Genomic DNA, 24,649 nt, shown 5'->3' on the forward strand with positions numbered 1-24,649 from the left:
GCCGGAAACCGACTGTTCGAGGATTCCGCGTGCACCTCAGCCGTGGCTCAAGCCGGGATCTGGAGACGCGCAGCTTGCTATGCAACGAGTTGCATAGGATGATGCCCTCGTGGCGTTGGAGCACGCGATCCTGGTCTCCCTGCTGGAGCAGCCCGGGTCCGGATACGAACTGGCCCGGCGCTTCGAGCGGTCCATCGGCCGCTTCTGGACCGCGACCCACCAGCAGATCTACCGGGTGCTGCGGCGCATGGAGACCGACGGCTGGATCATCGCTGAGGAGGTCGTGGGCGGCCGCCCGGACAAGCGCTCCTACTCCGTGGTCGAGGCCGGCCGGGACGTGCTGGCCACCTGGTTGCGCGACCCGGTGCAGCCGGAGGCCGTCCGGCACGAGCTCGCCGTGAAGATCCGCGGCGCCGCGTTCACCGACGCCGCCGGGCGCACCGCGCTCGTCGCCGAGGTCGAGCGCTACCGCGCCACCCACGAGGCGACCCTCGCCCGCTACCTGACCGGCGAACGCCGCGACTTCCCCGACCCCGGAGCACAGGACGACCAGCACCGCTTGCAACACGTCGTTCTCCGGGGCGGCATCGCGTACGAGCGGATGGTCCTCGCGTGGCTCGACGACGTTCTCGACACACTGCGCGGCCTCGGCCGCTGACCTAGAAGGGACCGCCATGGCCGACCCATTGCTGCTCAACCCGCACTCCTACGACCCGGCGCACCTCGACGCCGAGTCGCGGCGGCTGCTGCGGGCCACCGTCGACTTCTTCGAGAGCCGGGGCAAGAAGGCGCTGATCGACACGTACATCGATCGCGAGTGGTATGCCGACTTCCTCGAATTCGCGGCCAAGGAAGGTCTCTTCGCCACCTTCCTCACCCCGGCCGCCGACGGCGACGGCGACAAGCGCTGGGACACCGCCCGCAACGCGGCCCTCAGCGAGATCCTCGGGTTCTACGGCCTCGGCTACTGGTACGTCTGGCAGGTCACCGTCCTCGGCCTCGGCCCGGTCTGGCAGAGCGCCAACGCCGAGGCCCGCGCCCACGCGGCCCGGCTGCTCGACGACGGGCACGTCATGGCGTTCGGCCTGTCGGAGCGCACCCACGGCGCCGACATCTACGCGACCGACATGATCCTGACGCCGGACGGCGAGGGCGGCTTCCGCGCCACCGGCCCCAAGTACTACATCGGCAACGGCAACGTCGCCGGCCTCGTGTCGGTCTTCGGGCGTCGCGCCGACATCGAGGGCCCCGAGGGCTACGTGTTCTTCGCCGCCGACAGCCGGCACGAGAACTACCACCTCGTCAAGAACGTCGTGAACGCGCAGATGTACGTCAGCGAGTTCCGCCTCGAGGACTACCCGGTGCGCCAGCGGGACGTGCTGCACACCGGGCCGGCCGCGTTCGACGCCGCGCTCAACACCGTCAACGTCGGCAAGTTCAACCTCTGCACCGCCGCCATCGGCATCTGCGAGCACGCCATGTACGAGGCGGTCACCCACGCCCACCGCCGGATGCTCTACGGAAAGCCGGTCACCGACTTCCTGCACGTACGCCGCGAGCTGATGGACGCGTACGCGCGGCTCGTCGCGATGAAGCTGTTCAGCGACCGCGCGGTCGACTACTTCCGGTCCGCCGGCCCCGACGACCGCCGTTACCTGCTCTTCAACCCGATGACCAAGATGAAGGTCACCACCGAGGGCGAGAAGGTCATCGACCTGCTCTGGGACGTCATCGCGGCCAAGGGCTTCGAGGCCGACACCTACTTCGAGAAGGCCGCCAAGGACATCCGGGGCCTGCCCAAGCTCGAGGGCACCGTGCACGTCAACCTCGCGCTGATCCTCAAGTTCATGCCCAACTACCTGTTCCGCCCGGCCGAGTTCGCGCCGGTGCCGACCCGGCACGACGCGGCCGACGACGAGTTCCTCTTCCGGCAGGGGCCGGCCCGGGGCCTGGGCAAGATCCAGTTCCACGACTGGCGGGCCGCCTACGACAAGTACGCCGAGCTGCCGAACGTCGCCGTCTTCCGCGAGCAGGCCGACGGGTTCTGCGCCCTGCTGGCCACCCACGCCCCCGACGAGGCACAGCAGCGGGACCTGGACTTCCTGCTCTCGCTGGGACAGCTCTTCGCCCTGATCGTGTACGGCCAGCTCATCTGCGAGCAGGCCGAGGCGACCGGCCTCGAGGCCGAGGTCCTCGACGAGATCTTCGCGATCCTCGTGCGCGACTTCTCGGCGTACGCGACGGAGCTGCACGGCAAGGCGGCCACCACCGAGGAGCAGGCCGCCTGGGCCCTGGCCCACGTCCGCCGCCCGGTCATCGACCAGATGCGCGCCGCCGCGGTGTGGGAGCGGGTCGTGGCGCTCTGCGGGGCGTACGAGATGCGGCCGTAAGACCTGCGCTGGCGGCGGTCACGGCTTGACCGCGACCGCCGCCAGCATCATGGAGTCGGCCGGTTCGCCCTCCCACTCGTCGCTGGGTTCCGGGCGCCACTCGGGTCCGTACACGAGACCGGGTTCGACCGGCTCCCAGCCCTCCAGCAGCTCGCGGAGCCGTTGCGGCTGGCGCAGCACCATCGGCGTACCGGTGCGGTTGTAGAGGTCCGACACGCGTTCGACCTCCTCGGGTCGCGGGCCGCCGGTCGCGTGGGTCACCGCCAGCAGACTGTCGGGCGCCACCGCCGCGTGGTAGTGCCGCATCGCCGCCGTCAGCTCGGCGCTGTCCGGCACGAAGTGCAGCACGGCGATCATCAGGACGCAGACCGGCGCGGCGATGTCGATCACCTCGCGCAGCAGCGGGTCGGCGAGGATCTGCTCGGGCCGTTGCAGGTCGCCGTGGATCATGACTGTGTCCGGGTCGTCGCCGATGATCGCCCGCGCGTGCAGCACCGCGCTGGGATCCAGGTCCACGTAGGCGACCCGTCCGCCCGGCACCAGGTCGCGGACCACCTCGTGCACGTTGCCCTCGGTCGGGATCCCGGAGCCCAGATCGAGGAACTGCCGAATGCCCCGCGACACCGCGAACCGCACGGCGCGGTGCAGGAACGCCCGGTTCGCCCGCATGACCTTCGGCAACAAGGGCACGAGCTCGACGGCCCGCTCCGCGACGGCCCGGTCCGAGGCGAAGTGGTGGCTGCCGCCGAGCAGCGCGTCGTAGACGCGCGCCATGCTGGGCCGGTTCGGGTCGATGTCGATCGGGTACGCGTCGTTGACCATGATTCCCTTCCCGGCGGGTTTCTTCGCTGAACGGGGGGCACCGGGGGTGTCCCTGACTTTACGTTGAGGAGGGCGGGTCCCGCAGACGACAACCGGACGGTGACGCGCGGGGACGCTGGGGAACGAGGGATGGTGCGGACGCACGGGTCGCTGACCGACCAGCTGGTGGACGAGGCACCCGACGCGGTGATCGTCAGCCGGGAGGACGGGACGATCACGCTGGCGAACCAGCGGGCCCACGAGATGTTCGGCTATCCCACCGGAAGCCTGCTCGGCGAGTCCATCGACGCGCTCGTGCCCGACGAGGTGCGCCCGGGGCACCCCGCCCAGCGCGAGGGCTATCTCGCCAGCGAGCATCCGCCGCTGCGGCGGCTGCCCCTGCGCGGCCGGCGCCGCGACGGCCAGGTGTTCCCGGTCGAGGTGTCGCTGGCCGCGGTCACGGCGCCGAACGGCGACATGCTGGTGACGTCCGTGCTCCGCGACGACACGGCGCACCGCGAGGCCGAGCAGGCACGGACGCTGCTCGCCTCGATCGTGCAGTCGTCACACGACGCTATCGTCACCACCGATCTCGACGGCGTGGTGCTGAGCTGGAACCCGGGGGCGGAGCTGCTCTACGGCCACCTCGCCGACAAGATGATCGGTCACCCGATCGACCGGATCATCCCGGAGGACCGGCGGCGCGACGAGGCGGAGATCCTCGCCCTCGTACGCATCGGCGGCCGGATGGATCGATACCGCACCTCGCGCCTGCACGCCGACGGCACCGCGATCACCGTGTCCGTGCTGGTCTCTCCGCTGCGCGACGGCACCGGCACGATCGTCGGCATGACAAGCACCGCCCGCGACATCAGCGAGCGCGAACACGCGGAGGCCCGGGTGCAGGCCGTGCTCGACGCGGCCCCCGACGCGCTGCTCGGCGTCGACGACGCGGGCAACGTGGTGCTGGTCAACGCCGAGGCGGAACGGCTGTTCGGCCATCCGCGCTACGACCTGACCACGATGGCCGTGCACCGGCTGCTGCCCGACGGGCTGCCACCGGCCGCCGCGATGCTGCGCACCGGCGGTGACTCGACGCCGCTGGACACCGAAGTGTTCGGCGACGTGGCCGGCCAGCCGGCGCCGCGGTGGGCCACGCGTACGGCGCGGCGCAGCGACGGCGACCGGCTCCCGGTCGAGATCTCGTGCAGCGCGCTGGACACCGGCGACGGGGTCATCGTGGTCGCCGCCGTCCGCGACATCACCGACCGGCTCGCCGCCGAGGCAGAGCAGCTCGCGCTGCGCGAGGAGGCCGAACAGCGCCGGACCGAGGCACGGATGCAACGGGCCGAACGTCTCGAAAGCCTCGGTCAGCTCGCCGGCGGTGTCGCCCACGACTTCAACAACCTGCTCGCCGTGATCCTCAACTACGCGTCCTTCATCGTCGAGGACGCTCCCGACACTCCCCTGGCCAGCGACGCCGAGCAGATCGCCCGCGCCGCCCGACGCGGCAGCGACCTCACCCACCAGCTTCTCGCCTTCGCCCGCCGGGAGGTCATCCGGCCGCGGCCGCTCGACGTCAGCACGGTCGTCACCGAGGTGACGCAGATGCTGCGGCGCTCGCTCGGCGAACACATCGCGCTGAAGGCGACGACGGCGCCGCTGCCGCCGGTCATGGCCGACCCCGGCCAGCTCGAACAGGTCCTGGTGAACCTGGCCGTCAACGCCCGCGACGCCATGCCCGCGGGCGGTCACCTCACGATCGACACCGCCGAGGTCGACCTCGACCAGGACCACCCGGCGGTGCACTCGGGCCTCGAACCCGGGCCCTTCGTGCGGATCCGGGTCTCCGACACCGGCACCGGCATGCCCCGCGACGTCATCGCCAAGGCCTTCGACCCGTTCTTCACCACCAAACCCAGCGGCGAGGGCACCGGCCTCGGGCTGGCCACCGTCTACGGCATCATCACCCAGGCCGGCGGCACCGTGCAGATCTACTCCGAGCCGGGCTTCGGCACCACCATCACCATCCTGCTGCCGGTCACCGACGCGGCCGTGCCGCAGAACCGGCCCGCGCAGGCGCCACCCGAGCTGAGCGGGCACGGCGCCACCGTCCTGGTCGTGGAGGACGAGGACGCGCTGCGCGACGTCACCGAGCGCATCCTGCGCCGCGGCGGCTACACCGTGCTGACCGCCGCCAACGGGCACGAGGCGCTGCGGATCTGCACCGACCACGACGGTCCGATCGACGTCCTGCTCACCGACGTGATCATGCCGGGCATGCTCGGCAAGGACATCGCCGAGGCGGTCTCGGCGGCCCGGCCCGGCACCCGGGTGGTCTTCATGTCCGGGTACGCCCAGCCGGTGCTCACCACGCACGGCACCCTGGCCGCGGACGTCCACCTGCTGGAGAAGCCGTTCACCGGGGCCGAACTCATGCAGGCACTGCACGAACAGTTGCGGAACTCACCTGATCCGGGTTTGGCGAAGGGCCCGGCCGGGTAGCCGCCGGGAACGGAACCCGGGGAGGAATACGAGCATGCCCTTCGACTGCACCATCGAGCGTGACGGCGACACCATCGTCGTCGCACCCGAGGGCGACGTGGACGTCGACAATGCCGCGGTGCTGCGCCAGGTGTTGCATCAGGTCGTCGACCGCCGCGACTGCGCCCGCCTCGACGTCGACATGAGCGCGGTGACCTTCCTCGACTCGTCCGGCCTGGGCATGTTGGTCGCCGCGCACCGGGCGGCGAACGCCCGGGGAATCACCCTCACGGTGCGCAAGCCCGGGCCGATGGTCCGCATGGTGCTCGAGGTGACAAACCTCCACCAGGTGCTGACCGACGAGGAACCGGACGCCGCCCCGGCGTGAGGTCACCGCCCCCGGTTGCGGGGATGGTCGCGCGCCGTCCGCTCGTTGCCGCGCCGGTAGTTGCCGGTCAGCCGGGCCATCAGTTCCTGCGGATCGCCGTGGTCCACGTCGACCAGGAACCGGGCCGCGGCCGCGCCGCGCAACACCACGGCGACGCGGGCAAGGTGCAGCACCTCCACCTCCCCGTTCTTGCGGAGACGGAACGTGAATCCTTCGGGTACGCCGGCCATCGCCGTATCGTGCCGGCGCACGCCGGCGCCCGCGACCCCTTTTCCGCTCAGTAGGTTGTCGGTCATGACGGACGTACGGCTGGAGCCGATGACCGAGGAGCAGTACAAGCCGTGGCGAGCCGAGGCCGAGGAGCACTACGCGCGGAGCGTCGCCGCGTCGGGCCAGTCGGCGCGGGACGCGGCCCGCACCGCCGCCGACACCTACGCCCAGCTGCTCCCCGACGAGTTCGCCACCCCTGACCACCATTTCTGGTACGCCTACGACGACGACCGCCGGGTCGGTTTCCTCTGGGTCAAAGTCACCCACGACACCGCGTTCGTCTACAACGTCGCCGTCGAACCCGACGTGCGCCGTCAGGGCTACGGCCGCGCGATCATGCTGGCCGCCGAACGCTGGTGCCACGACAACTCGCTGAGCAGAATCGGTCTGCACGTCTTCGCCCACAACACCGGCGCACGGGCCCTCTACGAGCAGTTGGGTTTCCTCGAGACCGGCCGCAACATGGCCAAAGGCCTCATTCCCCCGACTCGGATCGAACCGCCCGCGCGGCCCACCAGGCCAGCAGCAGCACCGTGACGACCTCGGCCACACCCAGCAGACGCTCCACCCCACCCAGCGGAATGGCCCGCCACCAGCGGACCCCGGTCCACGGCTCGGACACCAACGCCCAGAGGATCGGCGCGAAACACAGCAACGACAGCACGCCGCCGAGCGCCACCGACCGGGCGGGGGCGGCGCGCACCTCGTTGCTCCCGCGCAGCCAGGGCATCGCGGCGAGCAGAGCGCCCGTCGGCAGGCTCAGAAACGCGACCAGGCCCGCCAAGCGGTGGATGTCGCCGCCCAACGACGGCCCCACCGCCCAGTTGTGTTTCTCGAACCAGACCACGCCGACCAGCCCGGCGACCCAGGCCATCAGTGCCACTACGGCACCCGGTCGCACCAGTCCGGCGTGCCGTAGGGCGACGACGACCGCCAGGGATCCCGCCGCCAGCGACAGGGTCGCGGCATCGAAGATCCACCCGTTCGGCAGCAACGCGTACTGACTGATGGTGCGACGCGCCCAGTCCAGGTCGGCCGAGGGCGGCATCAGATGCAGCCAGGCGTACAGGATGAGAGACGCCAGCACGCACAGCACCCCGAGCCCGCAAAGCGCGAGGACGGCGCGAGATCGGTTCTTCATCGTCGGGTCACCACCAATGCCACTGTGCGTCGTGCCGGTGCTGCCGGACGGTGGGGATGGTGTCGACGGTGCCGTCGCCACGGTGTTCCTTGGCGGCGGCGCGGCATGCGATCCTCGCTGCCTGACGCTGCCTGCTGGTCCACGTGTCGACGATGAACCGGCGCGACGGACCCCTGCCGCCGACGAGAAGTCGCAGGCCGGTCCGCCCGTGGTACGGACCGTCCTTGTCCGTACGGGACATGGTTGCTCCCCTCCCGGGGCCGCGGGCGCGGCCACCTAACGGGGGTGGAACGCGGCGCTCATCGCAGCACGAGGGTTCATGGCCGCAGTGTATGTACGGGGTATGTACGGGCGACGATCGGGTGAGGTTCGAAGCCGGTCCCCGAGCGCCCGGAGGCCTCGGAACGGGAGGCCACACTGCCTAGGTTGAGATCTCCGCACAACCGGGTGGAGGGAAGATCGATGGGTTACAAGGTCGGCGACTTGGTGGCCTGCGCCGGGCAGGGGGCGGGCGCGGTGCGCGAGATCGTCACCAGGCGGGTCGGCGGGGTCGAGCGGGAGTTCGTGGTCCTGCCCCTGTCCTACGTGACGGTCACGATGCCCGCCGACAGCTCGTCGTTGGCAGACCTTCGCGGCGTCGTGGGGCCGGATGGCGTCGAGGGTGTCCTCCGGGTCCTGGCGGCGCCCGACCCTGGGGAGCCCTCGGCCTCGTGGGGCGAGCAGGATCTCATGATCAGGCTAGGGGTGGCGCCGGACGACTATGACGGTCCGGTGTCCCACGAGTCGGCGAAGGTGGCCGAGGTGGTTCGGACGCTCACCCATCGCCAGCGCCGTGCGGGCTTGGCGTTCGAGGAACGCGGCCTGCTGTTTCTGGCGCGCAACAACCTGGCGTCGCACATCGCGGCCTACCTAGGTCTGACGGTGGAGCGGGCGGAGAGGCTGATCGACGACGCCCTGGCCGGGACACCCACCGAGAAGTGACCCGCTCCGGTCAGGGCTGGACCGGGACGCCGAGCGCCTCGGCGAGCACCTCGGCCGTGCGGTCGGCGGATACCGGGCGGCCGTAGTGGAAACCCTGGCCCTTGTCGCAGCCGAGGGTGCGCAGCACCGCCGTCTGCTCGAGGGTCTCGACGCCCTCGGCCACCGCGGTCAGCCGCAGCGTGTGCGCCAGGTCCACGATCGTACGGACCAACGCCACCTGCTGCGCCGCGTCGCCGGTGGCGGCGTCCGGCATGAACGAGCGGTCGATCTTCAGGATGTCGATGGGCAGGTCCCGCAGGTACGCCAGCGACGAGTAGCCGGTGCCGAAGTCGTCCACGGCCACCTGCACGCCCGCGCGGCGCAGGTCGCCCAGGTGGGCGATGCACTGCTCCGCCTGGGCGCCGGCCGCCACCAGCACTCCCTCGGTGATCTCCAGGATCAGCGCGGACGCGGGCAGGCCGGCGTCGCTGAGCGCGCGGCGTACCCGGGCGGCGAAGTCGGGTTCGGCGAGCTGTCGGGGTGAGACGTTGACGGTCAGCTTGGTGCCGTACTCGTGGTACCAGGCTGCGGCGTCTCGGCAGGCCTGGCGCAGCACCTGTTCGCCGAGCGGCACGATGAGCCCGCTGTCCTCGGCGGCGGGGATGAAGTCGTCCGGGCCGATCGGGGTCTGGCCCGGCGGCACCCAGCGGACCAGGGCCTCCACCGCGGTGAACTGGCCCGTGCTCAGTGACACGATCGGCTGGTAGTGCACCACGATGGCCTCGGTGCCGATGGCGGTGCGCAGGCGGTCCACCACGGCGATCCGCTGGTTCTGGCGCTCGCGGAGCATGACGTCGTACGTGATAACCCGGTCTTTGCCGGCGGCCTTCGCGGCGTAGAGGGCGAGGTCGGCGTCGCTGAGCACCTCGGCGCTGTTCTCGGCACCCTCGAGAAGGCGGAGGCCGATGCTCGCGGTGACGTGCAGGCGGTGGCCCGTGACCTCGACCGGCAGCCGCAGCGTCGTCAGGACCGTCTGAGCGTGCGCCGCGGCGGCCAACGGGTCGCCGTCGTGCAGCAGCACCGCGAACTCGTCGCCGCCGAGGCGCGCCAGCGTGCCCGCCTGGGCTATCTCCGACCGCAGCCGGCCCGCCACCTCGTAGAGCAGGGCGTCACCGATGTGATGCCCGAAGCTGTCGTTGACGTGCTGGAAGCCGTCCAGGTCGACGATGAACAGGCAGCCCGGCCGCCCGTCGGCCACCGCGGTCTGGATCAGGCGGTCGAGGTGCAGGCGGTTCGGCAGGCCGGTCAGGGCGTCGTGCAACGCCAGGTGGGTCATCTGGTCCTGCATCGACGCCTGGTCGGTCAGCGCGGTCTGCAGGTCCGCGGCCCGCCGGTTGACCAGAGTGCTGGTGTGTGAGAGCCGGATGACCAGCAGGACCGCGGTGGCGGCGGTGGCGATCAGCGGCAGGACGACGTCGGCGGCGGCGAACTCGCCCCGCCCGTGGTCCATCCAGATCGCGTACGCGGTGACCGCCGGCCCGATCAGCACCACCACGGCGTAGAGGGCGGTCATCCGCAGCGGCGAACGCCAGTAGCGCCCGATCGCGGCCGCCCCGTTGCCGGAGGCCATCGAGGGGTGCAACGCGGCCGCGCCGCACAGCAGGTTGAAGAACATCCAGCAGGCGACGCTGGTGCTCGTGCCGGACCACGACCCGCCCGAGGCGTACGAGACGAAGTAGCCGACGTCGGCGACCATCAGCGTGCCGGTGGCGCACAGGATCAGGCAGTGGGCGCGGGTCAGCGCGCCGGCGGTCACGGCCAGGCGGACGGCCATCGTCAGCAGGACCAGGTCGAGCATCGGGTACGCCAGCGCGCCGTAGCTCAGCGTCCAGCGGGTCCAACCCTCGAGGAGCGGGTCCACCAGGAACACCCAGGCGAGCACCGCGGCGGTGCACCCGACGATTCCGGCCTCGGCCATCCCGACCAGCGCGGAGCCTCGGCCCCGGGCCGCCAACGCGGCGAGTGCCGCGGCGAGCAGCAGGTACATCCCGTAGTAGATCGCGTCGACGACGGTCACCCCGGACGGCGGCATGTCCAGGAAGAAACCGATGCCCCAGGACAGATCGCTGACGCCTCCGCAGGCCAGGCCCGCCGCCAGCAGCCACCACGGCAGCCGGCGCGCCGGGCGGTGTGCCCGGATGCCGATGACCACGGCGGCGACGGCGGCGGTGGCGAGCAGCACGTAGACGGCCTGCTGGCCGACCGGCGGCAGCCAGACGCCGGAGAGCAGGATCGGAATGCCGCCGAGCAGGAACCACCACCACGCCCGGGCGCCGGCCAGAGCAGCCGGGAACGGATCCCGGACTCGCTGCTGAGCTGTCATTCGGCCGCCTTCTCGCCAGGGCAGGGTGCTGGAAGCACCATCCTGGGTGCCGTCGGGTGCCGTCCGGGAGCAGAAGGGGTCGGCGTCCGGAGCAGCTCCTCGCCGATTAGGAACGCTTACGTACCCTCCCCTGGCGGCCGAAAGATGGCTGACAGCGGCCGACAGGGGGAGGAAGGGTCATGGCGTCCGATCGATTGCCCGCGGTGGTCACCCCGTACGGTCCGTACGCGGAAATGGCCTTGCACGTCTACGACCTGGAGATGCGCGGCCACCACACGGAGGCGCTGCTCGCCGCCGACCGGGCCGAGGCGATCCTGCGCATCCTCGGCGACGAACGCTCCCGCCGCGCCGCCCGGCTCGGCCGCATGTACGCACTCAGCTTCCTGGGCCGCACCGACGAGGCCCTGCGCATCGGCGAGGAACTGGTCGCCGAGCAGGGTCCGGTCACCGGTCCCCGCAGCACCGACGCCAAGATCGTCGCGGACACCGCCCGGATGCTGATCCAGGCCGGGCGCATGGACGACGGCCTGCACCACCTGGCCAACGCCATGGTGATGCTGGACGTCGCACCCCGCAAGAGCGTGCGGTACTTCTCGGCGATGGGCTCGCTGTGCGAGGCGGCCAAGGTCGCGGACCTCTTCGAGCTCGCCGAGACCGCCATGCTGCGCGGCATGGAGGCGTTCGACTCGCTGGACGACCTGTTCCAGTCCTCGTCCGACGTGCAGTACGCCGAACTGCTCCTGGAGTGGGCGATGCGCCTGGAGCAGGTGCACCGCGCGGAGGAGGCCGCGGTCCTGGTCGACAAGAGCGTGGCGCTGCTGAGCAGCTGGAACGCTCGCGCCGACTCGCCGCTGGGCGCGGCGCTGCTGGCCGTCGGCCACGCCAAGGTGGGCCGCTGCGCCGAGGCCCTGGCCACCGTCGACGAGCTTCTGCTGCCGATGCGGCGCGACGGGCAGGACCACGAGGCCCGGCTGCTGCACCTCGCCCACGGACTTGCCCTGCGCTCGGCGGGCCGGCTGCGCGAGGCCCGCCGCGAGTTCCTGGCCGCCGACGAGCTGTCCGTACGCCCGGCGCAGCGGCTGATCTTCCAGTACGAGCTGGCGGTGACCGCCGCGATGGACTGTCCCGGGGAAGCCACCAGCACGGTCCTCGCGGCGCTGAACGAGCACATCCGGATGCTGTGGCAGCTGCGCCTGGACCGGCGCACCATGCTCCAGCAGGCGTACCGTCGCGTCGAACTCGAGGCGGCCCGCAGCACCGCGGACCGCGCGGCGGCGTCGGACGCCCTCACCGGGCTCGGCAACCGGCGCCAGTTCGACCGCCGCATGGCCGCGACGGACGGCCCCGGCAGCACCCTGCTGCTGATCGACGTGGACCGGTTCAAGGACATCAACGACTCGTTCTCCCACGGCGTGGGCGACCGGGTCCTGACCGAGATCGCCGCGGTGCTCCGAGCCCACTGCCGCAGCGACGAGGACGCCGTCCGCTTCGGCGGCGACGAGTTCGCCCTGTTCCTGGCCACGGGGGAACACGAGGGCCGCAAGGTCGCGGAACGCATCCGTCAGGTCATCGAGGCCCGCGACTGGACCGCGATCGCACCGGGGCTGCACGTGACGCTGAGCATGGGCCTGGCGACCTGGCGGCCCGGAGAGTCGGGACGCGACCTCTACGACCGCGCGGACGGCAACCTCTACACGGCCAAACGCGCCGGCCGCAACTGTCTCGCGTTTGCCTGACCGCCCCCCAGCCGAGCCCTCCGGCGGTGCGGTCGCTGAGTTCCGTTCGGATGTACGTCGCGATGCTGAGGCAGGCGTAGCTGTGGGAGACGTGGCGTCCCGCGAGCATGTAGGTCACCAGCCCATCGCTGCCGAGCCCGTCAGTCTTGATGGTGCACGGCGACGCGGGAATCCGCATCGGTCGACCCTGATCGGGTGACGTCAGGCTCTGGCGGCGGTCCTGATCGCACGCACCGCCTCGGCGACGCCGCCGGACCACGGCGTGCCGTGGCCGGGAAGCAGCCAGGTCGCCTGAAGGCCGTCGAGACGGTCGAGCGACGCCAAGGCTTGCCGCGCGTCGTCGGTGAAGGGCGCGGGCTGCGGGCCACACTGTCCGGTCAGCACGTGGCGCGTGGTCAACGCGTCGCCGACGAAGAACGCGTCGGCCGTCGGCACGTGAATGGCGACGCTGCCGGGCGAATGGCCGGGAAGTCCGATGACGCGCGGCGCGCCGGGCAGGTCGAGCACCTGGCCGTCGGCCATGCCGACCACCTCGGTGAGATAGGTGGTGCGCATCCCGCCCTTGCGGATCGCATACCAGAGGAAGCCGGCCGTCGCGCCGAGCCTCATGCTCCCCCACGAAGCCTTCGGCTTGCCCTCGCCGCGTGCGCGGGCGGCATCCGCCTCGTGGACGAACACCGCCACACCGTGATCGCGCCTGAGCCGCTCGGCGAAGCCGAGATGGTCACTGTCGCCGTGGGTGAGAACCACGCCCCGGATGTCGTCCACCGCCCGGCCCATGCTCGCGAGCTCCGCGTTCAGCTCGCGCCAGTGCCCGGGAAGCCCGGCGTCGATGACGGTCACTCCGTCGGCGGCATCGACGAGATAGGCGGCCACGATGTCGTTGCCGATGCGGTGCAGGTGCGGGCCGAGTCTCATCGCGGCGTCCGCTGTGCTGTCGCTACCATCATGATGGCTAGGCTACGTAGCCATCATGGCTAATGTCAATAGCCATCGTGCCCGCCCGCTCAGGAGGAAGTGACATGCCGACGCCCGATCGGACCTCGCTCGACGAGATCGTCCAGGCCGGACGCGACATCCTGGAATCGGCGGGCCTCGCCCGCCTGACCATGCAGGCCGTCGCCGACCAGGTGGGCGTGCGCCCGCCGTCGCTCTACAAACGAGTACGCAACCGCGATGACCTCGTCGGCCTCATCACCGAAGCCACGATCCGCGACCTCGGCGACCAGCTCGCGACGGTCGGCACCAGCGCCGATCCGCGCCGGGACCTGGCCGAGGTGGCCCGGACCCTCCGCGCATTCGCACACGCCCGCCCGGCCGGCTACCAGCTGATCTTCGCGCCCGGCCCCGGCGTCGCCCGGCCCAGCGCCGAGTCCCTGACCCAGGCGGTCGCCCCGGTGCTGCGGCTGGCCGCGACCCTCGCCGGAGAAGAGCACCAGCTGGAAGCCGCCCGCACGATCACGGCCTGGGCCAACGGGTTCATCAGCATGGAGCTGGCCGGCGCCTTCAACCTCGGCGGGGACATCGACCAGGCCTACGAGTTCGGCATCGCGCGCATCACTGAAGCACTCGGTGGTCCCTCGTAGCCGATCCGGCCGCTCTCGCGTCGCTGTACTACCGTCTGGCTCGTGTCGACCCTCCGGCTGTCCAAGGACGCCCCGTTCGGCCGAGGAGCCAGGGTCGCATACGGCGCCGTTCTCGCCGCATTGCTCCCCGCCGGTATACGGATTGGCTACCAAGGAGCCTTCGAGGTCATCCCGTGGCTGTGGACGGTCTCGTTCGAGGACGGGACCAGCGTGATAGGTGCGGTCCAAGCGTGGTTCTGGGCGGTCTTCTACACCGTGGCCGCGCCGGTGCTGCCCGTCGTGCTGATACTGCACGCCATCCGGGCGGGCGCGACCCTCGACGGCACGGTGCTCACCGTGCGGGGTCCGTTCCGGACCCGGTCCGTCGACCTGTCCGTGGCGCGGGTACATGGCGAGGCACCGCCGGATGACAGCGGATACAACAGTTCCGGGATCCTTCTCGTCGCCTCGGCGCCCGGCCGCAAGCCGGTCCGGCTGGACCTGGGCGGCTACCACGGACTGTTGCCGCGGCCCCAGCTGAGCGCGCTGGCCGACGCCATCGCGGCAGGCGGCACCTGCGACGAGGAGCGGCGGCTGGTGGTGGAACGGCTCCGGATGTTCGTCCGCCAGCCGTACGCCCGCCCCCGCTTCCTCTGGGCCGACCCGCCCCCGCGACTGCCGCGCACCAGCTCGCCGGAGGACGCCACCAGAGCCTGAACACGCGGTAGGTTGCCTCGATCGTTCGGGGGCGGGAGGAACCATGGGAGCGAAAACGGCACTGCTGGCGTTCGCCAAGGGCGATCCGCGGCAGGCGTTGCGGCGGGCGACACGGTCGGACCGGGCTCAGGTCGAGGCATCGGTACGCCGCCTGCACCCTGGCTACGACGTGGAACCGATCGATGACGGCACTCTCGCGGACTGGGTCCATCCGCCCGACGACACGACGTACGCGACAGTCCTGCCCGGGGTGGAGCTGTTCTGCGATCTCCGGCTCGTCCTCGACCGCCCGTCCGAGCTACCCGCTCATCTTCTGCGGGCCGGAGCCGGCAGGCGCATCGTGATGCACGGGATGCACTCCGTCTCCGACTGGCTGTGCTTCGCGGTGTGGGAGGACGGCACGCTCGTGCGGTCGCTGAGCCTGTCTCCGGACGGCGGCATCCAGGAGAATCTCGGCGGCCCGCGAGGCCGCCATACGGCGGGCGCTGCGGGCCATGGGACCGCCCCGCAGGTTCCGCATGGGGCCGGACGGAACCATGCAGGAGATCACGGGCTACTAGACGTTTCTCAGGCGATGGCTTCCCTCACGAGATCGCGTAGGTGCTCGGCGTCGAGCCCGTCCGGGCAGAAGAGGATGCGGTACATGATGGGGGCGATGAGCCGGTCCATGACCGTCTCCTCCCCTCGGGCCGTCACTCGTCCAGCTCGTCGCGCCGTGTCTCCCGCGGGCCGCGAACGGCATGATCTTCTTCGCCGTCACGGTCCCGGCGGTCCTGCATCGTCGGTGCCAACGACACGAACGCAACGTTCCGGTTCCACCAGATCCGACAGGGAGAGTCCTGGAACCTGCCGGACCTGGATTCCTACCGGCAAGACAAAATGATCGTTCTTGACATCGAGCCGCGGGAAGGTGGCCGCGATAACTAGGCGGGCAGGCCGTCGAGGCGGGCGAGGACCTGGAGCATCACCTCGTCCGCTCCCGCGCCGATCGAAACCAGCCGCGCGTCGCGGAGCATGCGGGCCGTCCAGGTTTCCTCGAGATAGCCCATGCCGCCGTGGAACTGCAGGCACCAGTCGGCCACCTCACGCTGCAAGCGGCCCGCCTTGAGCTTGGCCACGGTCGCCAGGCGGGTGATGTCCTCGCCCGCCATCCGGGTCTCGCAGGTGATCAGGTTGTGGCTGCGCAGCAGGTCCACCTCGGCCTGCAGCTCGGTGAGGCGGAAGGCCACGTACTGCCGGTCGGCGAGCGGCCGGCCGAAGACCGTGCGGTCGTGGGCGAACTGGCGGGTGCGGTCGAGGGCGTACTGGCAGGCGCCGACGGCGGTGTAGGCGGCGAACATCCGCTCGGTGACGAACTGCTGCATCTGCTGCTGGAAGCCGCGGCCGACCCGGCCGATGGTGTTGGTGACCGGGACGCGCACCTCGTCCAGCACCAGTTCGGCGGTGTCGGAGCAGCGGTGGCCGAGTTTGTCGAAGGTGCGGGCGACGCTGAAGCCGGGGAGGTCGGTGGGCACGACGATCTGCGACATGCCCTGGTAGCCGCCCTCGTCGGAGGTGCGGGCGAGCAGGCAGAGCCAGTCGGCCTGGGCGCCGTTGGTGATGTAGAACTTGCGGCCGGTGATGACCCAGTCGTCGCCGTCGCGGACGGCGCGGGTGCGCAGGCGGGCCACGTCGGAGCCGGTGTCCGGCTCGGTGACGGCGATCGCGGCGACCGCGGTGCCGGCGACGGTGGGCGTGAGGTATTGGCGTTTGAGCTCGTCGGACCCGTAGTCGTGCAACGATGGGGTCGCCATCATGGCCTGGACGCCGAGGGCCATGCCGACGCCCCCGGCGTGGATCCGGCCGTATTCCTCCGCGGCGACCATCTGGAAGCTGTGGTCGGCACCCTCGCCGCCGTATTCCGGCTCGTATTCCAGGCCGAGCAGGCCGAGCTTGGCGGCCTTGGGGAACAGGTCGTGCAGCGGCGCCCGGCCGGCCGTCTCCCACTCGTCGACATACGGATTGATCTCGGTGTCGACGAAGCGGCGGACGCTGGCGGCGAAGGCGCGGTGGTCCTCGTTCAGGCGCATGCCCAGACGCTAGCGAAGCCGACCCGACGAAAACAAGCACGCTTGCTTGTTTTTCTCGGCTGTGCCAATCTCACGGCATGACAGCCGCCGAGACGCTGCGCGTCGGTAACTGCTCCGGGTTCTACGGGGACCGGCTCGCGGCGATGCGCGAGATGCTCGAGGGCGGTGAGCTCGATGTGCTCACCGGGGACTACCTCGCCGAGCTCACCATGCTCATCCTGGGCCGGGACCGGATGGCCGACCCGGCCACCGGCTACGCCCGCACCTTCCTCGTCCAGCTGAAGGACTGCCTGAAGCTGGCGCTCGACCGCGGCGTGCGCATCGTCGCCAACGCCGGCGGGGTCAACCCGCCGGGCCTCGTGGCGGCGATCCGCGAACTGGATCTGGACGCCCGGGTCGCCCTCGTGCGCGGCGACGACCTCACCGCCCGGGCCGGCGACCTCGGCCTCGGCCAGCCGCTCGGCGCGCACGCCTATCTCGGCGCCTTCGGGATCGCCCGGGCTCTCACCGCCGGCGCCGACGTCGTCGTCACCGGGCGGGTCACCGACGCCGCGCTGACCGTCGGGCCGGCGATCGCACACTTCGGCTGGGAGCGCACCGACCTCGACGCGCTCGCCGGCGCCACGGTGGCCGGCCACGTCATCGAGTGCGGCACCCAGGCCACCGGGGGCAACTACGCGTTCTTCACCGAGATCGCGGATCTGGGCCACCCGGGATTCCCGATCGCGGAGATCCGCCGGGACGGCTCCAGCGTCATCACCAAGCACGCCGGCACCGGCGGCGCGGTCACCGTCGGCACGGTCACGGCCCAGCTCGTGTACGAGGTGGACGACGCGCGCTACGCCGGCCCCGACGTCACCACCCGCCTCGACACGGTGTCGCTACGGCAGGACGGCCCCGACCGGGTCGAGATCACCGGCGTACGGGGTGAGCCCCCACCGCCGGATCTCAAGGTCTGCCGCACCTCGATCGGCGGCTACCGCAACGAGATGACCGTGGTGCTGACCGGCCTCGACGTCGAGGCCAAGGCCGCGCTGTTCCGCGGCCAGTTCGAGGCCGCCGCCCGCGGCACCGCCCCGGCCGAGTTGACCTGGAACCTGGCGCGGCTCGACACCACGGACGCGCCGACCCAGCAGCAGGCGTCGGCGCTGCTGACCGTCGTCGCCCGCGACCCGAGCGAGAAGGTGGCGGGACGGGCGTTCACCAGTGCGGCTGTCGAGCTGGCGCTGGGCTCGTACCCGGGCTTCTTCAGCACGACGCCGCCGGGGCGCGCCCACCCGTACGGTGTCTTCACCGCGGGGTTCGTCCCCCAGGCCGAGGCGCGGCACGAGGTCGTGCTGGACGACGGCAGCGTGGTGGCGATCGATCCGCCGGCGCTGACTCAGGCGCTGCGGCCGCATCCCGGCCCGGCCGTCGAGCCGGCGTCGGGCGGCATCCCGACCCGACGGCTGCCGCTGGGCACGCTGGCCGGGGCGCGCTCGGGCGACAAGGGCGGCGACGCCAACGTGGGTCTCTGGGTGCGCGACGACGCGGCGTACCCGTGGCTGGTGTCTCTGATCACCGAGGAGACGGTCCGCGAGCTGCTGCCGGAGGCCGCCGACCTGCCGGTGCGCATCACCCGACTGCCGGCCATCCGGGCCGTGAACGTCGTCGTCGAGGGGTTACTCGGCCTGGGCGTGGCATATCACGCGCGGTTCGACCCGCAGGCCAAGGGCCTCGGCGAATGGCTGCGGTCGCGGCACGTGGAGATTCCCGAGTCGCTGCTCGCCGAGGGGGCACGGTGACGGTTCTGCGATCCACTCTGGACACCGGCACCGAGGAGTCCCAGGCCGCCCGGAAGGCCATGCTCGCCTCGCTCGACGAGCTCGCGGCCGAGACCGCCAAGGCGGTGGCCGGCGGCGGCGAGAAGGCGGTCGCCCGGCACCACTCCCGGGGAAAGCTCACCGCCCGGGAGCGGATCGAGCTGCTGCTCGACGAGGACTCGCCCTTCCTGGAGCTGGCCGCCCTGGCGGGTTACGGCTCGCCGTTCACCGTGGGCGGCAGCGTCGTCGCCGGGATCGGCGTCGTCAGCGGCGTGGAGTGCCTGCTGATCGCCAACGACCCCACGGTCAAGGGCGGCGCGAGCAATCCGTGGTCGCTGCGCAAGACGCTGCGGATGCACGAGATCGCGGAGCAGAACCGGCTGCCGGTCATCGCGTTGGTCGAGTCGGGCGGCGCGGACCTGCCCACCCAGAAGGAAGTCTTCATCCCGGGCGGCGCGGTCTTCCGCAACCTCACCCGCCTTTCCGCCAAAGGCATTCCGACCATCTCGCTGGTCTTCGGCAACTCCACGGCCGGCGGCGCCTACCTGCCCGGCATGAGCGACCACGTGGTGATGATCGAGAAGCGGTCCAAGGTGTTCCTCGCCGGCCCGCCGCTGGTCAAGGCCGCCACCGGCGAGGAGTCCGACGACGAGTCGCTCGGCGGCGCCGACATGCACGCCCGCGTGTCCGGCCTCGCCGACCACTACGCCCTCGACGAGCAGGACGCCATCCGGATCGGGCGACGGATCGTGGCCCGCCTGAACTGGCGCAAGGCCGCCGGCCCGGCGACGGCCACGCCGAGGCCGCCTCGCTACGCGGCCGGCGACCTGCTGTCGATCGTGCCGCCCGACCCGAAGTCGCCGTTCGACCCCCGCGAGGTCATCGCCCGGATCGTCGACGACAGCGACTTCGACGAGGTCAAACCCCGGTACGGCGACTCGCTGGTGACCGGCTGGGCGCAACTGCACGGCTTCCCGATCGGCATCCTGGCCAACGCCCGCGGCGTGCTGTTCAGCGCCGAGGCCCAGAAGGCGGCCCAGTTCATCCAGCTCGCCAACCAGTCGCGCACTCCCCTGCTGTTCCTGCACAACACGACCGGCTACATGGTCGGCCGGGAGTACGAGCAGGGCGGCATCATCAAACACGGCGCCATGATGATCAACGCGGTGTCGAACTCGACCGTCCCGCACATCTCGCTGCTCATCGGCAACTCCTACGGTGCCGGCCACTACGGCATGTGCGGCCGCGCCTACGACCCCCGGTTCGTCTTCGCCTGGCCGAGCGCGCGTTCCGCGGTGATGGGCGCCCAGCAGCTCGCCGACGTCACCTACATGGTGTCGCGGGCGTCCGCGCTGGCGCAGGGCAAGCCGTTCGACGAAGAGGGCGCGCAGGTGGTCCGCCACATGATCGAGCAGCAGATCTCCGCGGAGGCGATGCCGGCGGTGCTGTCCGGGCTCATCTACGACGACGGCATCATCGACCCCCGCGACACCCGCGACGTCCTCGGCGTCGCCCTCTCCGCGATCCACACCGCGCCGGTCGAGGGCACCGGCTCCTTCGGCGTCTTCCGGATGTGAGGCAACGATGACGGATGAGGCCACTATGACGATCACCAGCGTGCTGGTCGCCAACCGCGGCGAGATCGCCCGCCGGGTCTTCGCCACCTGCCGCCGGCGCGGCCTGGCCACCGTCGCCGTCTTCTCCGACGCCGACGCCGGCAGCCCGCACGTGCGCGAGGCCGACAGCGCGGTGCGCCTGCCCGGCGCCACGCCGGCCGAGACGTACCTGCGCGGCGACCTCGTCATCGAGGCGGCCCGGCGTGCCGGCGCCGACGCCATCCACCCCGGATACGGGTTCCTCTCCGAGAACGCCGACTTCGCCCGGGCGGTCATCGAGGCCGGGCTGATCTGGATCGGCCCCGACCCGGACACGATCGAGGTGATGGGTTCGAAGGTCGCGTCCAAGGCCCGGATGGCCGAGGCCGGCGTACCCGTGCTCGACCTGCTCGAACCGGACGCCATCACCGAGAAGGACCTGCCGGTCCTGGTCAAGGCGTCGGCCGGCGGCGGCGGCCGGGGCATGCGGATCGTGCGGACCCTCGCCGAGCTGAGCGACGCCGTGGCGTCCGCCGCCCGGGAGGCCGGCGCCGCGTTCGGTGACCCCACCGTCTTCTGCGAGCGCTACCTCGACGCCGGACACCACGTCGAGGTGCAGGTCATGGCCGACGCCCACGGCACGGTCTGGGCCCTGGGCGAACGCGAGTGCTCGCTGCAACGCCGCCACCAGAAGGTCATCGAGGAGGCGCCCTCGCCGCTCGTCGACCGCGTCGGCGGCGATCTGCGCAAGCGCCTGCTCGCCGCGGGGCGCGACGCCGCGGCCGCGGTCGGTTACCGCGGTGCCGGGACCGTCGAGTTCCTCGCGGACGCGGGCGGCGACTTCTGGTTCCTCGAGATGAACACCCGCCTGCAGGTCGAGCATCCGGTCACCGAATGCGTCACCGGCACCGACCTGGTCGGCCTTCAGCTCGACATCGCCGCCGGGGTCGCGCTCAGCGGTCCGGAGCCGGCGATGAGCGGCCACGCCATCGAGGCCCGACTGTACGCCGAAAGCCCCGCCGACGACTGGCGGCCGCAGACGGGCACCGTGGTCACCTTCGACGTTCCCGAGGTGACGGCGCGGTTCGGCCGTACCGGGCCGGACGGCATCCGCCTCGACTCGGGCGTCGAGAACGGCAGCGTCGTCGGCACCCACTACGACGCCATGCTCGCGAAGGTCATCGCGTACGCGCCCACCCGTGACGCCGCGGCCCGGCAGCTCGCCGCCGCTCTGCGCCGTACCCGCATCCACGGAGTGACCACCAACCGCGACCTGCTGGTCGCCAGCCTGCTCCACCCGCGGTTTTTGGACGGCACCGCCGACACCAGCTTCTACGCGGCTCATCCGCCGGCGTCGCTCACCGCGACGGCGGGGCTCGACCCGGCCCTCGGCGCGGTGGTCGCGGCCCTGGCCGACGCCGCCGCCGGGCGGGGCCCGTTGCTGCGCGGCGTCACCAGTGGATTCCGCAACATCCCGGTCGGCTACCGCAGCCGCGTCTACGCCGTCGGCGACCGGGAGTTCGAGGTGTCCTACCGCTTCGGCCGCGACGGCCTCGAGGTCGCCGGCATGGACGGACTCGCCCTGGTCGAGGCCGACGCCGGCGCGGTCGTGCTGGACGTCGACGGCGTGGTTCGCGGCTGGACGGTGGGCCGCTTCGACGACCGCGTCGTGGTCGACGGACCGCGGGGCGCGGTGGAGCTTCGCCGGGTGCCCCGTTTCACCGATCCGTCCGCACAGCTTCCGGCGGGAGCGCTGACGGCGCCCATGCCCGGCACGGTGGTGCGCGTGGACGTCAAGGTCGGCGACACCGTCGCGGCCGACCAGCCGTTGCTGTGGCTGGAGGCGATGAAGATGGAACACGTGGTGCGGGCGCCCGCGGACGGCACGGTGACGGAGCTGCCGGTCGCCCTCGGTCAGCAGGTCGGGCAGGGCACCACCCTCGCGGTGGTGGCGGGCCGGGATGACTGATCCCAAACAGGACCGCTCGCGGGCGACCCGGCAACGCCTGCTGGAGACCACGATCCGGTGCCTGGCCGGGCACGGCTGGGAGGTCTCGACCGTCGGCTTCATCGCCGCCGAGGCCGGGATCAGCCGCGGCGCGGTGCAACACCATTTCCGTACCCGCGAAGCCCTCATCCTCGCCGCGCTGGAGCACATGTTCGAGGAGCGGGCGGCCCTGCTCGACGCACTGCCCGACCCGGACGACTCCGGCCCGGAGCGGGTCCACATCGTCGTGACGGGCCTGGTCGACGCCATCGGCGGTGAATTGTTCCGAGCGGCGCTCCAGGTCTGGACCGTGGCGGCCGCCGACCCCGAACTGCGCTCCGCGGTGGTCCCGCTCGAACGCCGCTTCGCCCGCGGCGTGCACCGGCGGGCCGTACGCCTGCTGCGGGTGAACGACTCCGACCCGGCCATGCGCGGCCTCATCCAGGCGACCCTGGACCTGGCCCGGGGACTCGCCCTGGCCGACGTGCTGACCGACGACTCGCACCGCCGCGCCCGCGTGGTCCGGGCCTGGTCAACCCAGCTCGCCGCGGCGTTGGCCGCCGCTCATGTCACTTTGGGTGACTGAAGCCCCCCACCGTTCGCTCTTCTCTTCCGCCCGGCTCCCCTGAGAAGATCTCCGCCATGCCCTTGATCAACTCAGGCTTCAGCGTGCTCTCCGAGGACTTCGCCGCCGACCCCTACCGGTACTTCGCGGCGCTCCGGGAACAGAGTCCGGTGCACTACGAACCCTCGGTCGACAGCTACTTCGTCTCCCGCTACCACGACGTGAAGCGGGTGCTGACCGACCACGAGGCGTTCAGCACCGAGATGTTGCAGGCGCGTGCCGAGCCGGTGATGCGCGGCCGGGTGCTCGCCCAGATGACCGGAGCCGAGCACACCGCCAAACGAAAGGTCATCGTCAGAGGCTTCACCGGCCAGGTCCTGCAGGATCAGGTACGCGCCATCCACGCCAACGCCACCGAGCTCATCGCGCCGTTCCTCACGCGGGGCCGGGTGGACCTCATCAACGACTTCGGCAAGCCTCTCGCCCTCTACGTGGCGCTTGACGCCCTGGGTCTGGACAAGAAGGACTGGCAGCAGGTCGCCGTTTGGTACAGCGGGGTTGCCGAGTTCATCACCACCATCGCCCTCACCCCCGAGCGCCGCCGGCACTGCCTGGACTGCGCCGACCAGCTCGAGGCCTACCTCGTCCCGATCATCGAGGAGCGGCGCCGCCGACCGGGAGACGACCTCATCTCGGCACTGTGCACCGCCGAGTACGACGGCGTCGCTATGAGCGACCGTGACGTCACCGCCCTGGTCCTCAACGTCTTGATCGCCGCCGCCGAGCCCGCCGACAAGACCCTCGCCCTGCTCTTCAAGCACCTGATCGACCATCCCGAGCAACTGGCTCAGGTCCGCCAGGACCCGTCGCTGCTGGCGGCCGCGATCGCCGAGACGCTGCGCTACACCCCGCCGGTCCAGCTCATCCCCCGCCAGGCGGAGCGGGACGCCGTGCTCGCCGGCACCACCGTCCCCGCGGGAACCATCATCTTCTGCATGATCGGCGCGGCCAACCGCGACCCCGAGGCCTTCGCCGCGCCGGACACCTTCGACATCCACCGCTCGGATCTGGCCACCGCCCGCTCGTTCACCGCCGCCGCCCAGCACCTGTCCTTCGGCACCGGGCTGCACCAGTGCGTCGGAGCGGCCTTCGCCCGCGCCGAGATCGAGACCGTCGCCGCGATGCTTCTGTCCCTGTTCGACCAGGTCCGTTACGGCGACGGTTTCCATTACCAGGAAGTAGGTTTGTACACTCGCGGCCCCGCCTCGCTGCTCCTGGATTTCACCCCGACCGCTGGAGTTGAAAACGGCAAATGACGCCGACCGACATCACCCGCGCCCTCAACGACCTCCTGTTCGACCCGGTGCCCGACCTCGCCGAGGCCATCGACCGGCACTTCTCCCCCGATTACCGCCAGCGCACCAACGGCGTGTGGAGCGACCGCGCCGGCTTCGCCCGGCACATCGCCCACCTGCGCACCCTGGTGCGCAGCGGGCACCTCGAGGTCCACGACGAGTTCCGCGACGGGCCGCGCTACGCCGACCGTCACACGGTCACGATCACCCAGCACAATGGACGCACCTCCCAGACCGAGGTGTACCTCTTCGGCGAGGTCGCCGACGATGGGCGCTTCCGCCGCATCGAGGAGACCACTCTCCTGGTCAGCGGCCACTCCGACGACCGGAACCTGGGATCCGTCAGCTGATGCTGTCGCTGGGCGAGAGACTGAGCAGCGCACGGGCGCGTGCGTTCATCGGCAGGGAGGAGGAGCTCGGTCGCTTCGCGGAGGCACTGAG

General features: G+C 71.2%; 23 protein-coding genes. 15 read left to right on the forward strand and 8 right to left on the reverse strand.

The window, feature by feature from the left end; translation table 11 throughout:
* Window positions 1–109 precede the first annotated feature (109 nt).
* The gene (locus AB0M36_RS24130) at window positions 110–658 is read left to right on the forward strand and encodes a PadR family transcriptional regulator (protein ID WP_364161124.1); all 549 of its coding nucleotides are present in this window, start codon (window positions 110–112) and stop codon (window positions 656–658) included.
* A 16-nt stretch (window positions 659–674) separates the two neighbouring features.
* A complete protein-coding gene (locus tag AB0M36_RS24135) occupies window positions 675–2,390 on the forward strand; it encodes an acyl-CoA dehydrogenase family protein (protein ID WP_364161126.1) in 1,716 nt (571 codons plus the stop codon).
* Window positions 2,391–2,408: 18 nt separating this feature from the next.
* Here the strand turns inward: AB0M36_RS24135 and AB0M36_RS24140 are convergent, their stop codons facing one another.
* The gene (locus AB0M36_RS24140; protein ID WP_364161128.1) at window positions 2,409–3,212 is read right to left on the reverse strand and encodes an SAM-dependent methyltransferase; all 804 of its coding nucleotides are present in this window, start codon (window positions 3,210–3,212) and stop codon (window positions 2,409–2,411) included.
* A gap of 129 nt (window positions 3,213–3,341) precedes the next feature.
* Here AB0M36_RS24140 and AB0M36_RS24145 point away from each other — a divergent pair, with 129 nt between their 5' ends.
* Together AB0M36_RS24145 and AB0M36_RS24150 are read left to right on the forward strand one after the other, a co-directional pair.
* Window positions 3,342–5,696, forward strand: coding sequence for a PAS domain S-box protein (locus AB0M36_RS24145; protein WP_364161130.1), 2,355 nt, complete (start codon window positions 3,342–3,344; stop codon window positions 5,694–5,696).
* Between the two features lie 34 nt (window positions 5,697–5,730).
* The gene (locus tag AB0M36_RS24150) at window positions 5,731–6,063 is read left to right on the forward strand and encodes an STAS domain-containing protein (RefSeq protein WP_364161132.1); all 333 of its coding nucleotides are present in this window, start codon (window positions 5,731–5,733) and stop codon (window positions 6,061–6,063) included.
* 2 nt (window positions 6,064–6,065) lie between these two features.
* Here AB0M36_RS24150 and AB0M36_RS24155 read toward each other — a convergent pair whose 3' ends face one another.
* Window positions 6,066–6,359, reverse strand: coding sequence for a hypothetical protein (locus AB0M36_RS24155; protein ID WP_364161134.1), 294 nt, complete (start codon window positions 6,357–6,359; stop codon window positions 6,066–6,068).
* On the opposite strand from AB0M36_RS24155, the gene AB0M36_RS24160 reads away from it, so the two are divergent.
* Window positions 6,358–6,870 carry a GNAT family N-acetyltransferase gene (locus AB0M36_RS24160; protein ID WP_364161136.1) on the forward strand — a complete coding sequence of 171 codons (513 nt, stop codon included), beginning with the start codon at window positions 6,358–6,360 and terminating at the stop codon, window positions 6,868–6,870. The two genes, AB0M36_RS24155 and AB0M36_RS24160, sit on opposite strands and share 2 nt — an antisense overlap.
* Here the strand turns inward: AB0M36_RS24160 and AB0M36_RS24165 are convergent.
* Together AB0M36_RS24165 and AB0M36_RS24170 are read right to left on the reverse strand one after the other, a co-directional pair.
* The gene (locus tag AB0M36_RS24165; RefSeq protein WP_364161138.1) at window positions 6,809–7,474 is read right to left on the reverse strand and encodes a DUF998 domain-containing protein; all 666 of its coding nucleotides are present in this window, start codon (window positions 7,472–7,474) and stop codon (window positions 6,809–6,811) included. The genes AB0M36_RS24160 and AB0M36_RS24165 overlap by 62 nt on opposite strands.
* A 7-nt stretch (window positions 7,475–7,481) precedes the next feature.
* A complete protein-coding gene (locus AB0M36_RS24170; RefSeq protein ID WP_364161140.1) occupies window positions 7,482–7,715 on the reverse strand; it encodes a hypothetical protein in 234 nt (77 codons plus the stop codon).
* 221 nt (window positions 7,716–7,936) lie between these two features.
* Here AB0M36_RS24170 and AB0M36_RS24175 point away from each other — a divergent pair, with 221 nt between their 5' ends.
* Window positions 7,937–8,455, forward strand: a complete 519-nt coding sequence (locus AB0M36_RS24175) for a CarD family transcriptional regulator (protein WP_364161142.1) — start codon at window positions 7,937–7,939, stop codon at window positions 8,453–8,455.
* Window positions 8,456–8,465: 10 nt separating this feature from the next.
* On the opposite strand, the gene AB0M36_RS24180 is transcribed toward AB0M36_RS24175, so the two are convergent.
* A complete protein-coding gene (locus tag AB0M36_RS24180; protein ID WP_364161144.1) occupies window positions 8,466–10,817 on the reverse strand; it encodes an EAL domain-containing protein in 2,352 nt (783 codons plus the stop codon).
* Between the two features lie 179 nt (window positions 10,818–10,996).
* On the opposite strand from AB0M36_RS24180, the gene AB0M36_RS24185 reads away from it, so the two are divergent.
* The gene (locus AB0M36_RS24185; protein WP_364161146.1) at window positions 10,997–12,553 is read left to right on the forward strand and encodes a GGDEF domain-containing protein; all 1,557 of its coding nucleotides are present in this window, start codon (window positions 10,997–10,999) and stop codon (window positions 12,551–12,553) included.
* Window positions 12,554–12,754: 201 nt separating this feature from the next.
* On the opposite strand, the gene AB0M36_RS24190 is transcribed toward AB0M36_RS24185, so the two are convergent.
* Window positions 12,755–13,471: an MBL fold metallo-hydrolase gene (locus AB0M36_RS24190; RefSeq protein WP_364161148.1), complete on the reverse strand. Its 717-nt coding sequence runs from the start codon at window positions 13,469–13,471 to the stop codon at window positions 12,755–12,757.
* A 104-nt stretch (window positions 13,472–13,575) separates the two neighbouring features.
* On the opposite strand from AB0M36_RS24190, the gene AB0M36_RS24195 reads away from it, so the two are divergent.
* Together AB0M36_RS24195 and AB0M36_RS24200 are read left to right on the forward strand one after the other, a co-directional pair.
* Entirely contained in the window at window positions 13,576–14,139 is a 564-nt protein-coding gene (locus AB0M36_RS24195; protein ID WP_364161150.1) for a WHG domain-containing protein, read from the forward strand.
* 42 nt (window positions 14,140–14,181) lie between these two features.
* The gene (locus AB0M36_RS24200) at window positions 14,182–14,835 is read left to right on the forward strand and encodes a hypothetical protein (RefSeq protein WP_364161152.1); all 654 of its coding nucleotides are present in this window, start codon (window positions 14,182–14,184) and stop codon (window positions 14,833–14,835) included.
* A 567-nt stretch (window positions 14,836–15,402) separates the two neighbouring features.
* Here the strand turns inward: AB0M36_RS24200 and AB0M36_RS24205 are convergent.
* Both AB0M36_RS24205 and AB0M36_RS24210 read right to left on the reverse strand, forming a co-directional pair.
* The gene (locus AB0M36_RS24205; RefSeq protein ID WP_364161154.1) at window positions 15,403–15,531 is read right to left on the reverse strand and encodes a hypothetical protein; all 129 of its coding nucleotides are present in this window, start codon (window positions 15,529–15,531) and stop codon (window positions 15,403–15,405) included.
* 227 nt (window positions 15,532–15,758) lie between these two features.
* Window positions 15,759–16,904, reverse strand: a complete 1,146-nt coding sequence (locus tag AB0M36_RS24210; RefSeq protein ID WP_364161156.1) for an acyl-CoA dehydrogenase family protein — start codon at window positions 16,902–16,904, stop codon at window positions 15,759–15,761.
* 77 nt (window positions 16,905–16,981) lie between these two features.
* Here AB0M36_RS24210 and AB0M36_RS24215 point away from each other — a divergent pair, with 77 nt between their 5' ends.
* From AB0M36_RS24215 to AB0M36_RS24240, 6 genes are read left to right on the forward strand one after another with little or no spacing between them, the layout of a single operon-like run.
* The gene (locus AB0M36_RS24215; RefSeq protein ID WP_364161158.1) at window positions 16,982–18,688 is read left to right on the forward strand and encodes an acyclic terpene utilization AtuA family protein; all 1,707 of its coding nucleotides are present in this window, start codon (window positions 16,982–16,984) and stop codon (window positions 18,686–18,688) included.
* Window positions 18,689–18,747: 59 nt separating this feature from the next.
* Window positions 18,748–20,283 (forward strand): acyl-CoA carboxylase subunit beta, encoded by a 1,536-nt coding sequence (locus tag AB0M36_RS24220; RefSeq protein WP_364161585.1) that lies wholly within the window; start codon window positions 18,748–18,750, stop codon window positions 20,281–20,283.
* Window positions 20,284–20,308: 25 nt separating this feature from the next.
* Window positions 20,309–22,270: a biotin carboxylase N-terminal domain-containing protein gene (locus AB0M36_RS24225; protein WP_364161160.1), complete on the forward strand. Its 1,962-nt coding sequence runs from the start codon at window positions 20,309–20,311 to the stop codon at window positions 22,268–22,270.
* Window positions 22,263–22,874, forward strand: coding sequence for a TetR/AcrR family transcriptional regulator (locus AB0M36_RS24230; RefSeq protein ID WP_364161162.1), 612 nt, complete (start codon window positions 22,263–22,265; stop codon window positions 22,872–22,874). Before AB0M36_RS24225 ends, AB0M36_RS24230 begins: the two co-directional genes overlap by 8 nt.
* A 56-nt stretch (window positions 22,875–22,930) precedes the next feature.
* Entirely contained in the window at window positions 22,931–24,169 is a 1,239-nt protein-coding gene (locus tag AB0M36_RS24235) for a cytochrome P450, cyclodipeptide synthase-associated (protein ID WP_364161164.1), read from the forward strand.
* Window positions 24,166–24,558: a nuclear transport factor 2 family protein gene (locus AB0M36_RS24240; RefSeq protein WP_364161166.1), complete on the forward strand. Its 393-nt coding sequence runs from the start codon at window positions 24,166–24,168 to the stop codon at window positions 24,556–24,558. Before AB0M36_RS24235 ends, AB0M36_RS24240 begins: the two co-directional genes overlap by 4 nt.
* The last annotated feature ends 91 nt before the right edge of the window (window positions 24,559–24,649 follow it).

This window comes from Actinoplanes sp. NPDC051346 (assembly GCF_040682215.1).
Taxonomy (GTDB): Bacteria; Actinomycetota; Actinomycetes; order Mycobacteriales; family Micromonosporaceae; genus Actinoplanes.